The 13,433-nt window shown below is 69.7% G+C and carries 16 protein-coding genes; 14 read left to right on the top strand and 2 right to left on the bottom strand.

What is annotated here, in order from left to right; translation table 11 throughout:
* Window positions 1–49: 49 nt before the first annotated feature.
* On the bottom strand, window positions 50–1,570 hold the full coding sequence (locus BM076_RS06710) for a MutS-related protein (RefSeq protein WP_093712439.1): 1,521 nt from the start codon (window positions 1,568–1,570) through the stop codon (window positions 50–52).
* Complete coding sequence (locus BM076_RS06715) at window positions 1,567–3,105, bottom strand: MutS-related protein (protein WP_093712440.1); 1,539 nt, start codon at window positions 3,103–3,105, stop codon at window positions 1,567–1,569. Before BM076_RS06715 ends, BM076_RS06710 begins: the two co-directional genes overlap by 4 nt.
* Before the next feature lie 392 nt (window positions 3,106–3,497).
* On the opposite strand from BM076_RS06715, the gene BM076_RS06720 reads away from it, so the two are divergent.
* From BM076_RS06720 to BM076_RS06785, 14 genes are all read left to right on the top strand, one after another.
* Window positions 3,498–4,391 (top strand): DUF4129 domain-containing protein, encoded by an 894-nt coding sequence (locus tag BM076_RS06720; protein WP_093712441.1) that lies wholly within the window; start codon window positions 3,498–3,500, stop codon window positions 4,389–4,391.
* The gene (locus BM076_RS06725) at window positions 4,388–4,879 is read left to right on the top strand and encodes a hypothetical protein (protein ID WP_093712442.1); all 492 of its coding nucleotides are present in this window, start codon (window positions 4,388–4,390) and stop codon (window positions 4,877–4,879) included. The genes BM076_RS06720 and BM076_RS06725 overlap by 4 nt, the downstream gene beginning before the upstream one ends.
* Window positions 4,876–5,880, top strand: coding sequence for an AAA family ATPase (locus tag BM076_RS06730; protein WP_218160049.1), 1,005 nt, complete (start codon window positions 4,876–4,878; stop codon window positions 5,878–5,880). The genes BM076_RS06725 and BM076_RS06730 overlap by 4 nt, the downstream gene beginning before the upstream one ends.
* Window positions 5,877–7,178, top strand: coding sequence for a DUF58 domain-containing protein (locus BM076_RS06735; protein WP_093712443.1), 1,302 nt, complete (start codon window positions 5,877–5,879; stop codon window positions 7,176–7,178). Before BM076_RS06730 ends, BM076_RS06735 begins: the two co-directional genes overlap by 4 nt.
* Complete coding sequence (locus tag BM076_RS06740) at window positions 7,169–7,648, top strand: hypothetical protein (RefSeq protein WP_093712444.1); 480 nt, start codon at window positions 7,169–7,171, stop codon at window positions 7,646–7,648. Before BM076_RS06735 ends, BM076_RS06740 begins: the two co-directional genes overlap by 10 nt.
* A 172-nt stretch (window positions 7,649–7,820) precedes the next feature.
* Window positions 7,821–8,354, top strand: coding sequence for a hypothetical protein (locus BM076_RS06745; protein WP_143120534.1), 534 nt, complete (start codon window positions 7,821–7,823; stop codon window positions 8,352–8,354).
* Between the two features lie 194 nt (window positions 8,355–8,548).
* Window positions 8,549–9,037: an inorganic diphosphatase gene (locus BM076_RS06750; protein WP_093712446.1), complete on the top strand. Its 489-nt coding sequence runs from the start codon at window positions 8,549–8,551 to the stop codon at window positions 9,035–9,037.
* 41 nt (window positions 9,038–9,078) lie between these two features.
* A complete protein-coding gene (eno, locus tag BM076_RS06755) occupies window positions 9,079–10,344 on the top strand; it encodes a phosphopyruvate hydratase (RefSeq protein WP_093712447.1) in 1,266 nt (421 codons plus the stop codon).
* A 225-nt stretch (window positions 10,345–10,569) separates the two neighbouring features.
* Window positions 10,570–11,064 carry a fluoride efflux transporter CrcB gene (gene crcB / locus BM076_RS06760; protein ID WP_245795804.1) on the top strand — a complete coding sequence of 165 codons (495 nt, stop codon included), beginning with the start codon at window positions 10,570–10,572 and terminating at the stop codon, window positions 11,062–11,064.
* Window positions 11,061–11,417, top strand: coding sequence for a DUF190 domain-containing protein (locus tag BM076_RS06765; RefSeq protein ID WP_093712449.1), 357 nt, complete (start codon window positions 11,061–11,063; stop codon window positions 11,415–11,417). The genes crcB (BM076_RS06760) and BM076_RS06765 overlap by 4 nt, the downstream gene beginning before the upstream one ends.
* On the top strand, window positions 11,414–11,788 hold the full coding sequence (gene crcB / locus BM076_RS06770) for a fluoride efflux transporter CrcB (RefSeq protein WP_093712450.1): 375 nt from the start codon (window positions 11,414–11,416) through the stop codon (window positions 11,786–11,788). The genes BM076_RS06765 and crcB (BM076_RS06770) overlap by 4 nt, the downstream gene beginning before the upstream one ends.
* Before the next feature lie 29 nt (window positions 11,789–11,817).
* Window positions 11,818–12,156 carry a DUF190 domain-containing protein gene (locus BM076_RS06775; protein ID WP_093712451.1) on the top strand — a complete coding sequence of 113 codons (339 nt, stop codon included), beginning with the start codon at window positions 11,818–11,820 and terminating at the stop codon, window positions 12,154–12,156.
* Between the two features lie 38 nt (window positions 12,157–12,194).
* A complete protein-coding gene (locus BM076_RS36490) occupies window positions 12,195–12,374 on the top strand; it encodes a hypothetical protein (RefSeq protein WP_093712452.1) in 180 nt (59 codons plus the stop codon).
* Window positions 12,371–13,354, top strand: coding sequence for a TolB family protein (locus BM076_RS06785; protein ID WP_093712453.1), 984 nt, complete (start codon window positions 12,371–12,373; stop codon window positions 13,352–13,354). Before BM076_RS36490 ends, BM076_RS06785 begins: the two co-directional genes overlap by 4 nt.
* Window positions 13,355–13,433 lie beyond the last annotated feature (79 nt).

A 13,433-nucleotide genomic window follows, 5' to 3' on the forward strand; every position in this document is an offset into this window, starting at 1 on the left:
CGCGCGGCACGTCACCCGATCGCCTACGAGACGTGTCGCCGGACCGTGGTCATGAACGTCGGGGGCTGCCGGCGGCCACCGGGGCGGTGCCGAACACCTGCTGGTACAAGTCCTCGCCGTGGCTGGTGGGCTCCGGCTCGCCCTCGACCAGACGGAAGGTGCGAGTGCCGTCGTCCCGCCGTTGGGCGCGCAGGAAGAGAGCGTCGGCGTGATGCTGCTCGTACAGGCTGTGCGCGAGGTCGTAGAGGTGCGTGACACAGAGGATCTTCACCCCCGATTCCAGGAGCGCCCGGAAGATCTGGCGGGCGATCTCGGATCCCTCGCGTTCGTTGGTGGACGCGAAGGACTCGTTGAACAGCACGAAGCCGCCGCGCGTGACGCGTTGGGCGATGTCGTCCATACGGGCGAGCTCCTCGTCGAACTTGCCGCTCACCATCTCGTCGTCCTCCTCACGACGGCAGTGCGTGAACACGGCGTCGCGTACGTCGCAGACGTACTCCCGCGCGGAGACGAACATGCCGGCCTGCGTCATGAGCTGCGCCAGACCGACGCTGCGCAGGAACGTCGACTTGCCGCCCTCGTTCGCTCCCGTGACCACCAGCAGTGCGCGGTCGTCGGCGTCGACGTCGTTGCCGGTCACCGGCTCGTCCTGGCGCAGGGCCAGGCAGGTGTCGTACAGCCCGCGGCAGGACAGCCTCGGACCGGTGCCGGAGAACGGTTCGGGGAAGCAGACAGGTGCGTCCTTCGCCGTCAGCCGCTCATGGAGATTGAGGCAGGCGAGGTAGAAGCCCAGCTCGCGGCGGAGCATGACGAAGAAGCCCAGGATGTGATCGGCGGACTTGGCCAGGGCATCGGCCGCGAGATTGATGCCGCGGCCACGCAGCTCCGCGAGGTCGTGCTCACCTGCCTCGTCGCGGTCCGGGACGCGGTAGGTGTACGAGGTGGGGGCGTTGCCGGTGAGCCGGTCGAACCAGCCGAGCCGGGACGGCGGCTCGCGCAGGACATAGCCGGTCCCCTTGGCTCCCCGGCCGAGGTTCGCGCTGATCTGCACACCGCCGCGGAATTTCAGCCGGGTGAGGTGGTCCTCCACGGTCTGGAAATAGGCGTCGTCGAGTTCCGTCTCCAGCATCCGGAAGAAGCGGGCGAATCCCGGCGAGGTGAATTCCGCGGCGTGCTCGTCCGCCGTCCGGCGCAGTTCGTGCAGCTGTCCGACGAACAGGTCCAGTACCTGCACGGCTCGGTAGAGGATCGAGTCCGGGCTGCGGCTGAAACTGCCGAAGATACGGCGTTCTCCGCCGATGGCGGTGACGGCGATACCGTACAGCTCGCGCAGCACCTCGGGGTGGCCGAGGCAGTCGCGGAGGACTTCCTGCCGGTAGACGATCACTCCGGGGTCGTGCAGCCCGAGCAGGACGACTCGCCGCGCGACGTCGTTGAGGAAGGCGTCGTCCGCGTCCATGGCGTCGAAGAGCGTCTCCAGACCCAGATCCCGTGTCAGATCCGGTTCATGGGAGGGAAGTTCGGCCTGCCAGTCGAAATCCTCGTACGGATGGAGGAGGAAGGCTTTCATGACGCGATCCGCTCCTTGAGCTGCCGGTAGGTGAGTGCGTACTTCTCCGCGATGGCAAGGGCGTGCGCGAGGCCGTCGGCCGGCTTTCTGACCACGCGATAGGTGCGGGTGGCGGGATCGTCCGGGACGACGGTGCTGACCATGCTGACGGTGCTGGGCCCGAGGGATGCCAGCTCGTCGACGAAGGTGACGCACACGCACAGCAGATCCCGGTCGATGACGCTCTTGAGGACGCGGGTGCCCAGAAGTACGGCGTCGCTGAGTGTGGTGGAGGTGAAGACCTCGTTCATGACGACGACGCTGGACGACGTCGCCCGGTCGAGGATGTCGTGGACGCGGATCAGGTCGTCGTGGAGCTTGCCGCTGAGGTCGGTGAGATTCTCGCCGCGTTCGAAGTGTGTGAAGAGCTGGTCGCACAGGAACAGCCGGGCGCGGCGGCCCGGGACCGGACAGCCGAGGGCGGCCAGATGGTGGAGCTGACCGAATGTGCGGGCGAAGGTGGTCTTGCCGCCCTGGTTCGGACCCGAGACGACGATGACCCGCTCCGGTCCGGAGAGCTCGAAGTGATTCGTCACGACCGGCGTTCGTTCCTCGACGAGCTTGGCCGCCAGCGCCAGGTCGAAGACGTCCTCGCCGTACTCCTCCTTGGACGCGTCCTCGACTCGCGGACGGCAGAACGGCAGACCGGCGTCCTCGAGCGGCGCGATGAACTCCAAATAGGCCAGATAGAACTGGATTTCGCGGTCGAACGCGACCACGGTCGGATCGAGGCAGTCCCGGTGGCGCTCGCAGTAGGTGTCCAACTCGGCGAAGACGTCGGGAAACAACCAGGCGACGCGATCGAGCACCGCTTCCTCGACGTGATTCATGTCGACTGTGGACCGGTACGCGACGCGGTGATCCTTGGCCTCTCCCTGCTGGAACTTCTCGAAGACGCCGATGACCTCGGCGCCGTAGTCGGCCTGGTCCTGATAGGCACTGACCCTGATCCGGCTGCCCGTGATGTGCAGGTTGTACTGGATCTCGGAGAGCCGGGTCCGTAGGTTCCGGGCGCGCTCGGTCGATTCGGTGAACGCGTCACCGGTCCGGTAGCCGGTCAGGAAATCCCGGAAGGCAGTGAGGCCGGCTGACGCGGGCGAAAGGCGTTCGAGACTGTCGGCCAGATTCCCTACGGCGTCGCCGTAAGTGGCCACGGCATCCAGGAACCATGTCTCGCGCTGATAGGGGTGACGGAGCTTGTCCGCCTGGGCGAGTTGCCGCCGCATCTCGCGCATTCGGCCGGCGAAGGCGCCGATCTCCCGCACCAGCTCCGGGTCTTCGAGATCCCGGAACACCTCGTGCCGGTGCCTGATGGTGGCCGCGTTCCGAATCGGGGTGTGGAAGACGGCTGCGAGGTCGTAATCCTTGCGGCCGGAGGTCAGAGCACCGACGACCTGATCGAGGTTGAGATCGGTGAAGAACGGCGGCTGCTCGTCGGATGTCGCGTCCGCGTCCCGCGGATCGGTGAACAGAACGCTGGGCAGCGAATCGGTCATGGCGGACGTCCTCCTCGGGAAAGGAGAGCAGGAGCCATTGGCCGGTTCGGCGGTTCGACCGCACGGACCAGCGGTCACGGCGAGTTCCACCGCCGTACGGTGGCGTGCCACCGCTCCTCCACCGTAACGCGGCGCAGGAGCGGGCGACAGCCGGGGCGCCGCCGCGTGGGCCGCGCCCGGGGCCTCCACCGCGGCTGCCGGTGCCGTTTGACAGCCTCGGCCGCCTGACCGAACCTGGAGGCACAGTGCACAGGTGATGGGGCTCACCTCGAACGCGGAATTCCGCTGACGGTCCCTGGAAACGTCCGATGCCGAATCGGGGACCTGTGACTGCTCACCCTTCGTACCTGTCACGCGCACGGCTGCCGCGGCCGTCCTGGTCGCCGCGCCGCGTGGGCGTGTTCCTGGCGGTCGCCGTGGCGCTGCTCGGCGCCCGGGCCCGCGGCGCCGTCGGTCTCGACGCCCGGCCCCGGCGGCTCTTCGGCGGTCCGGCCGTCGGCATCGCGCTGGATGCCGCCGGCCTGACCGTGGGTGTTCTCGCCTTCGTGCTGCCGGTGGCCACCGCGATCGCGCTGTGGCGGCGCTCGCGCAAGGCGAAGGACGCCGCGCAGCGGGTGGTGGAAGTGCCCCGCGTCGGATGGGCCACGAGGCTGTCGGCGCTGGTGATCACGCTCGCCGCGGTCGGGGGAGTGGCTGGTCTCATGGTGCTCGCCGCCCGGCGCGGCGGCGGCCACGCGGCGGTGGAGCCGACGCGGTCCGTCACACACCACCACCCTCCGGCCGTCCCTGACAACCACTCGGTTCACTACACAACCTCCTACGGGATGCTCCCGACCGTCGCCGTAACGGTCCTCGTCGCGCTGACCGCTGCCGCTGTCGTGATCGTCGTCCTGCGCCGCAGGGCCCGGCGCCCCGGGGCGGACGGACCCGCGGCGCGGCCCGGACCGGATTCCGTTCGGGCGGGCCGGTCCGCGGCGCCCGGTACGCCCATGTCCGGCCCGCGGGCGGAGATCATCGGCTACTACGCCGACCTGGAGACGTATCTGGCCGCGCGTCACGTGGCGCGGACGCCCGCCGAGACCCCGGAGGAACTGCTCGACCGGATCGGCGCCCACGGCGTGGACACCGCTGCCGCCCGCGGCCTGGCCGAGCGGTATCTGTCGGCGCGCTACAGCGCCCGAGCCGCGACGCCGGAGGACAGTGCCCAGGCCGCGCGGGCACTCGCCGAGGCCCGCAGACGCATGGACGCCGCGCACACGCGCACCGCTTCGGGGAAGTCGTCATGAGCCGCGGCGTGTTCCTCGCTGTCGTGTGCGGCAGCGCGGGACTGTGCGGGGCTGGCTGGGGGCTCGCCGGTCCCGCGGGCGTGCTCGCGGCCGGCATCTGCGCGACCGTTGCCGCAGTGACGGCGCTGCGGTGGTCGAAGGTCCCGCCGGGGCCGCGTACACCGAGCCCCTCGCCGGGGGCGACACCTTTCGAGAACGCGGAGTTCGCCCGCTACCGGAAGGTCGGCGGCGCCCTGTCATGGAGCCAGGTATCCCTGCGCCACTTCGACCACGCACTCCGGCCGATTCTGGAACGGATCACGGCCGCCGTACTGCTGGAGCGCGCCGGTGTCGACACGGTCGCCGAACCACAGGCCGCGCGTGATCTGCTCGGCCCCGACCTGTGGAAGCTGGCGGACGCCACTCGGCCGCGCAGCGACGACTCCTCGGCCGAACCTCCGCACCTCGATGATGTGGCGCGCCTCCTGCGCCGACTGGAGGACCTGTGACCGCTTTCGTCGACAAGGACCCGACTGTCAGGCAGTGCGCGGACTTGGCGGGCGCCGTCCTGGACGAGATCGAGAAGGCCGTCGTCGGCAAGCGCGGTGCGCTCCGTACGGTCCTGCTCGGCATGCTTGCCTCCGGCCATGTGCTGCTGGAGGACCTCCCAGGTGTCGGCAAGACGCTGATGGCCCGGTCCTTCGCCACCGCGCTCGGACTGACCTGCACCCGCGTCCAGTTCACCCCGGACCTCCTGCCCGCCGACCTGACCGGAGCGCCGGTGTACGACGCACGCACCGGTGACCTGTCGTTCCGTCCCGGACCGGTGTTCACGCAGCTCCTGCTCGCCGACGAGATCAACCGCACACCTCCCAAGACACAGGCCGCGCTTCTCGAAGCAATGTCGGAGCACCGGGTCAGTGCGGACGGTGAGACGCGCGAACTGCCGGACCCGTTCATCGTCCTGGCCACCGACAACCCCATCGAATTCGAGGGCACTTACCCGCTGCCCGAAGCGCAGCTGGACCGGTTCATCGCCCGGGTCGGCATCGGCTACCCGGCCGCGGCGGACGAGGAGGAGCTACTTCGCCGCCGTGTGGCGGCCGGGTCGCCCGAGCCGCCGTCCGTCCGGCAGGTCGTCGAGCCCGCCGGCCTGCCGGCAATGCGGCGCGCGGTGGAGAAGGTCGAGGTCGACGACGACCTGTACCGCTACGTTGTCGCGCTGGCCGCCGCCACCCGCCGCCATCCGCACTGTGCGGTGGGCGCCAGCCCGCGGGCCTCATTGGCCCTGCTGCAGCTGGCCCGTGCGCATGCCCTGGTGGAAGGCCGGGACTTCCTCGCGCCCGGGGACGTCAAAGCGGTGGCGGTGCCGGCGCTGGGGCACCGGATCGTCGTGAAGCCGGAGTTGTGGGCACGGCGCGTGACCGGGGACCAGATCGTCGGCGAGGTGCTGGGTGAGGTGCCGGTGCCGGCCACAGTGCCGGCGCGGGTGCGGGAGAGCGCACCATGATGCCCGGCACTGGGACAGAGGTCACTGTCGGGCCCCCGTCCGCGCTGCGGTGGCGGCCCTCACCGCTCCTGCGCAGGCTCACCGCCGTATCCGTACTCGCCCTGTGTCTGGCCGCGGTGCTCGGGAGAGCCGAACTTGTCCTGGTCGCCACGCCGTTGCTGTGGTGGCTGGCCTCCGCGGACCGGACCCTGCCGACCGATGTCCGTGTGGGCACGCGTGGCGATCCGGACCGTTGTCAGGAGGGCGAAGAGGTCACCGTGTCGTGTGTGGTGCGGTTCGACGGGCTGGTGAACATCTCCTCGGCCGTGCTGCCGCTGCCCGCGGGTCTCGAACTGCTCCACGCACCGGAACTTCCGGCGTGTGCCGTGGACCGGGTGACCCTGACCTGGCGGCTGCGAGCGGTGCGGTGGGGACGCCGGCGCACCGGATCGCTGTCATTGGCCGTACGGGGGCCCGGCGGTCTGTGCCTGGCCATCGTCAACGGTCCCGTCGCGGAGGTGATCGTGCTGCCCGCACCCGCCGCGACGGATGCCGTGCTGCTACCGGCCGAACTTCCCCGCCGCGTCGGCGAGCACCCGGTGGCGTCGCCCGGGTCCGGGCTGGAATTCGAAGGACTGCGGCCGTACCGGCCCGGTGACCGGCCGCGTCAGGTGAACTGGGCGGTCAGCGCACGCCGGGGCGAGCTGTTCGTGACGACCCGGCAGGACGAACGTTCTTTTGACCTGATCGTCCTGATCGATGCCTTCCTCCGCGTGGGCCCGTTCGGGCGCGACTCGCTCGACCTGTCCGTACGCGGGGCCTCCGGTCTGGCGCGGGCCCATCTCCGGCACGGTGAGCGGGTCGGCGTCGTCGCGGTGGGCGGGTCGCTGCGCGGACTGGCACCCGGAGTCGGAGCCCATCAGTTCCACCGCGTCGCCGAGGCCGTGCTCGACGTTCGGCTCAACGACAGCTTCGTCGACCCCGACGTGAACACGCTGCCGCCCACGGTCCTTCCGCACGGCGCGCTGACGGTCTTCTTCTCTCCGCTGCTGGACGAGCGCGCACGGCTCACCGCGCGAGAACTGCGGCGCACAGGACACCCCTTGACCGTGGTCGACGTCCTGAACGCCGCCCCGCACACCGCCCGGCGCAGCTCCCTGGACTCGACGGCGGTACGGCTGTGGCGGCTGGACCGTGCGGCCGACCGGTGGGAACTCCGGCAGTCCGGGGTGCCGGTCGTGCTCTGGGACGAGCTCGTGCCGTTGTCCGCGGCTCTGAGACCGGTGCGGGGTCACCCCATTCCGGGTCGGTGGCCGTGATGACCTCCGGGCCGGCGGCGCGGACGGCGGTGTCCGTGAGCGGTGGCGTGCTGCTGGTCGTGGCGGTGGCCGGGCTGCCCCGCGCCATCGCCGGAGCTCTGCTCATCATCGGCGCGGCACTGCTGATGCGGACGGTCGCCGGTGATCGCGGCGGCGACACCGTGGCGGGGCTCGCCGTGGTGTCTTTCGCCGCGGCTTTCGTGGTGCCGGGCGGACACTCCAGTACGGCCCAGGCTCTGGTCGTCTCCGCGGCCACGATCACGTACATCGCCGCGCTGGACGTGCAGGAGGTCCGGTCCCGGGCGTCCGCAACGTGCCGGGCGGTCGTTGGGGCCCTGGCCGTGACGTGCGTTCTTGCCGTTGTCCTCCTCCTTCCGTCGGCCGACGCCGTATGGGCGGTCCCTGTCGGCCTCGCCGCGCTGGTGACGGCTTTTGCCGGGGCAATCACCGGGACGGGTGGGAGGAAGTGACGGCCCGGCGGGCGTCGACCGTTTGGCCGAATCGGCGTGGCGTGTGCTATCCATGGCTCTCGTGCGCAGGCACACTGGAAAGGAATCTCCAGCAGTCCGGTGATGGGGCTCACCGAAACCGCGGCATCATGCCGCTGACGGTCCCTGGTTGACATCGCAACCAGGAGGAGTCATGCCCGCAGCCGCTCTGCCGCCCCCCACCCCGCGCCATGTGCCGTTGCGGGGTGTGTTCGGAGGCTGGGCGCGCGCCCTCCACCGGCGGCAGCGGCGGCCGGAGGCCGACGCGAACACTCCTCAGGTGCGGCTTGCCGCACTGATCGCGCTGCTGGACGACGCCGTCGGCGCCCAGACCGCGGCGGACCAGGCGATCGCCGTCTGCGGCGAGCCGCTGCTCCTCGTCACCGCTCAGCAGCAGGTGGTCCGCCAGACGGAGGTGTACCACCAACTCGTCGTACGGCTGCGTGCCCTGAATCCCGATGAGACCTGCGCTCCGCTGCACCGCCGTGCGTCCCGGCTCCTCGCATTCCACGAAGCCCTCCTCCAGGAAGCCTTGAGCCGCGTGTCCGCAGCCCCGCACGGACCGGCCGAGGAGCGGGCCCGACAGCAGTTGCTCGGCCTGGGCGCGCCGGCCGACGCGCTGCGCCGACTGCGTGACGAAGTATCCGCCCTCGCGGACCGCTCCGACGCCACGGGGGACCGGTCATGACGTCCGCCGGACAAATCGGTGACCCGCACGGCGGCGCCGTGCCCCGGCACGACAGCGCCTGCCGAGATGGACGGCGGCCGGCGTGCAGCCACGTGGATCGACGGCCGGATCTTCTCCGGCCCGCGTTTCAGGGAAGACGCCGCACTCATGGAATCTCCGGAGGCGGACGACGATATGGGACAGAGGAGTCTGTAGTGGAATTCGACGTGGTAGTGGAGATCCCGCAGGGATCCCGCAACAAGTACGAGATGGATCACGAATCGGGGCGGATCCGGCTGGACCGGATGCTCTTCACCGCCACCCGGTATCCGGCCGACTACGGGTTCGTCGAGGACACCCTCGGCCGGGACGGCGACCCGCTCGACGCCCTGGTGCTGGTCGGCGAGCCCACGTACCCCGGATGCGTCATTCACTGCCGGGCCATCGGCGTCTTCGTGATGGCCGACGAGAAGGGCCCGGACGAAAAGGTCCTGTGCGTGCCCGCGCACGATCCGCGCTACGCCGCGCTTCAGGACATCACGGACGTACCGACATTCGATCTGCTGGAGATCACCCATTTCTTCGAGGTCTACAAGGACCTTGAACCCGGCAAGTCGGTGGATGGTTCGCACTGGGACGGCCGGGACGCCGCGTATGCCGAGATCGAGGCATCCCGCAAGCGTGCTGTGCACCATCAGTCGTGACTGTCGACGCCACCCTTCCGTAACCCACGAAAAGGAATGCCATGAATTTGCGCTTCTCCGCCGTACACGCCGTCGAAATCCTCGATTCGAGGGCCCGACCGACCCTCTCGGTCACACTGACGTGCGACGACGGAAGGACAGTCAGGGCGGGCGTGCCGTCCGGCGCTTCCACCGGCAGCCGGGAAGCCGTCGAACTGCGTGATGGTGACGCGGCGCGTTTCGCGGGCCAGGGAGTCAGGAAGGCCGTGGAGAACGTCAACGGCGAGATCGCCGACGCTCTCATCGGCAGGGATTTCACCTCCGCCGTCGAGGTCGACGGGGCACTGATCGTCCTGGACGGTACGGACAACAAGTCCCGGCTCGGCGCCAACGCGGTCATCGGCGTCTCCCTGGCGGCAGCGCGGGCCGAAGCCGCGGTCAAGGGCGTCGGCCTGTGGGAGTCGCTCTCGGTCGTGGCGGGGACCTCGCCGCGCCTTCCCGTACCGCACTTCAACGTGGTCAACGGCGGAGCACACGCCGCGAACGCTCTGGACTTCCAGGAGTTCATGCTCGCCCCGCTGGGCGCGCCGTCGTTCACCGAGGCCGTACGGGCGGGCGCGGAGGTGTACGGGCGTCTCAAAGCGCGGCTGGCCGCGGGCGGACACGCCACCGGGCTCGGGGACGAAGGCGGCTTCGCCCCGGCCATCGACCGGCCGGAAGACGTCCTCGCCCTGCTCGTCGAGGCAATCACCGACGCCGGATACACACCGGGCCGCGAGGGAATCGCCATCGCGCTCGACCCGGCCGCCAGCGAATTCTGGAGGGACGGCCGGTACACCGTCGCCGGTGACAGCCTGACGTCCGATCAACTCATCGACCGGTACGAGGAGATCATCGAGCGCTTCCCGGTCTGGAGCATCGAGGACGGACTCGGGGAAGGCGACTGGGACGGCTGGACACGGCTGACCGCCCGCCTCGGCGACCGGGTCCAGATCATGGGCGACGACATCTTCGTCACCAACCCCGCCATCATCACCGAAGCCATCAGCCGCAAGGTCGGCAACTCCGCGCTGATCAAGGTCAACCAGATCGGCACCGTCACCGAGACGCTCGAGGCCATGCGCATCTGCCGGGAGGCCGGATACACCCAGATGGTCTCGCACCGGTCCGGAGAGACCGAGGACGCCTTCATCGCCGACCTCGTCGTCGCCACCGGCGCCGGCCAGATCAAGTCCGGGGCCCCGGCCCGCGGTGAGCGCGTCGCCAAGTACAACCGTCTCCTCGAACTCGCCGATGCCCAGCCTTCGCTTCCGTACGGCGTCCGCTGAACAACGCTCTGTCGCGGCAGCCTGCCGCGACAAGCACATGGGGCACAGGTGGGTGAGGCTGCGGCCGGGTACCCAGGCCGCTATCGTTGGTATCACGGCTTCGTACGCGAGGCCGTACGGCGGTGGGGCCCGCCGTACCCGAACCACGGCGTCCGCGCCGTCAACGGTCCCTACTTGCGACGTACACACGGTCGACGACCGTGCCGTGCCGACGGCGAGTAGGAGATGAATGTGGCGAAGGCCCGGTCCCCCATGCTGAACGACGAACCGGTCGATCCCGATATCGACTTGCACATCCCCGCCCAACGGCAGGAAGCCCGGCAGAACCAGCGTCCGGTCATCGCTGTGGTGGCGGTGGGCGGCGCTGTCGGCGCCTGCGCCCGTTACGGCGCTTCACTCGCCTGGCCCACGCCGCCGTCCGCGTTCCCGTGGACCACGCTGACGGTCAACGCGGTCGGCTGCGCCGTCATCGGCGTCTTCATGGTCGTGATCACCGATGTGTGGGCGGCACACCGGTTGGTCCGTCCGTTCTTCGGCACCGGCGTCCTCGGAGGCTTCACCACCTTCTCCACCTACGCCACCGACATCCGTCGGCTCGTCGACCGGGGCGAAGCGCGAACGGGCCTCGCCTATCTCGTCCTCACCCTGGTCGTGGCGATAGCCGCCGTCTGGGCCGCTTCTGTACTGACCCGTCGAATAGTCCAGTGGAGGCAGCGGTGAAGGCCACCGGTTCCGCTCTGCGTCTGACCATCCTCATCAACGAAAGCGACACGTGGCACCACAAGCCGCTGTTCCAGGAGATCGTGCACCGGGCACACCAGGCCGGCCTCGCGGGTGCCAGCGTTTTCCGCGGAATCGAGGGATTCGGCGCGTCGTCGCTGATCCACACCACTCGGCTGCTGTCGTTGAGCGAGGATCTTCCGGTCGAGATCGTGATCGTGGACGCCGAGGATCGGATCAGGGCGTTTCTCCGGCAACTGGACGAGCTGCTGGTCGGCGGAATGGTGGTCCTCGACGAATGCCAGGTCACCCGGTATTTCGCTGACGACGCTCCGCAGGGAGCGGACGGATGAACTGGCTCCTGGTGATCTGCGGCGCGATGGTCGGGGCGCCTTTGCGCTATCTCACCGACCGTACGGTGCAGACGAAACACGACACCCAGTTCCCCTGGGGCACCTTCACCGTCAACGTGGTCGGAAGCCTCGTTCTGGGCCTGGTCACCGGTGCGGTCGCCGCCGGCGGAGCCTCGTCCAATATCCAGCTGCTCATCGGCACCGGACTGTGCGGCGCCCTCACCACGTACTCGACCTTCTCGTACGAGACCCTTCGACTGGCTGAGGACGGCGCCCGCTTCTACGCCGCTGTGAATGTGGTGGGCAGCGTGGTCGCCGGCCTCGGCGCGGCCTTCACGGGAACGGCCTTCGCCGAAGCCATCTGGACCTGAGCCGGCCCGGCATCCACAAGGAGGTGGACATGCTGTCCGAGGGAATGGCTTCGCGCCTCACCTTCCACGTATCCGGATCCGCACAGTGGCACCACCGGCCGGTGTACGCGGAAATCGTGCATCGCGCCCGCCACGCCGGTCTGGCAGGCGCCAGCGTCCTGCACGCCGTGGAGGGCTTCGGCGCCCACCTGCGCGTCCACGAGGACCACGTCTCACGTCTGTCCGAACACGGCCCGTGCGTGGTCGTCGTCATCGAGGAGAAGCAGAAGCTGGACGACTTCGTCGCGAGCCTTGCCGACATCCTCAGGGTGTGCGGCGTGGCCATCGTGGACACGGTGGAGATCCACGTGCCACGGGCGGAGAGCTGAGTCCAGCGCCCGACACGACCGGGGCCTTTCTCGGGCCGTTGGCGGCCTTCGGGCTGTTGATGCTCACGCCCGGCCACTACGACACGGTCTTCGTGGCCAGCTTCTGCACCGCCAGGTGGGGCCTGCACAACGCTCTCACGGTGGCGCTGGCCGTCCTTGCGGCCGCCGTCGTGGTGGCGCTGGCCGTTCTTCCCCTGCGTGAGGAGCGTTCCGCGTGAACTCCAGGAGCCGGCTGCTGATCCTGCTGGTGGTCACCCTCGTCAGTGCCGTCGCCGTCAGCGGATACGTCCTGCGCGTCCGCGCGGGCGGCACCGATGACGCCGGCGCGACCGTACGGCTGGACACGGCCGGGCAGATCCTCTTCCGTGACACCGCCGCGGGCTCGGGCTTCGGCCGTATCGCCTCGGCGCCGCTTGACCACCCGGGCGCGCCCCGGACCACCGGGCATCTGCTGTGCGACCGTCTCTATGCCGCCCACGGCACCGGGATCTGCATGCAGCGCAAGGGACCGGTGCCGTCCACCCATGTCACGGTGCTCGACGCGGCCCTGCGGCCTACACGCGAGGTCAAGGCCGAGGGCTTCCCCAACAGGGCGCGGGTCTCGGCCAGCGGGGCCATGCTCTCCTGGACCACATTCGTCCAGGGGGACTCCTACCTGCGCGACGACCCCTCCACCCGCACGTCCGTGCTGGACACCAGAACCGGCCGGCTGGTCGACAACATCGAGCGGATCCCGCTGACGCTGAACGGAAAGCCGTACCACGCGGCCGACGTGAACTACTGGGGTGTCGGCTTCGCGGCCGACGACAACACCTTCTACGCCACCGTACGCACCTCCGGCCGTACCTACCTGGTCAAGGGGGACCTCGCCGCGTGGACCGCCCGCACACTGCGGACGAACGCCGAGTGCCCCTCCCTGTCGCCCGACAACACCCGCATCGTCTTCAAGAAACGGGTGAGCGCGAGCGCGAACCGCCCCTGGCGGCTGTTCGTGCTGGATCTCGCGACCATGCGGGAGACACCGCTGGCCGAGGAGCGCAGCGTCGACGATCAGGCGGCCTGGCTGGACGACCACACGGTGATGTACGGGCTGCCGCGGCACGGCGGTGGATGGGACGTGTGGGCGGTGCCGGCGGACGGGAGCGACGCGCCCCACCTCCTGATCCGCGACGCCAACTCGCCCGCCGCGGTGCGGTGAGCCGCCCGGCCGCCGCTGAATCCGAGGCACGTGCGGGCTGCCGGCTCCATCGCGAGCCGGTCCACGCGTCGGCTCCTCG

It is taken from the genome of Actinacidiphila alni (assembly GCF_900112845.1).
GTDB lineage: Bacteria > Actinomycetota > Actinomycetes > Streptomycetales > Streptomycetaceae > Actinacidiphila > Actinacidiphila alni.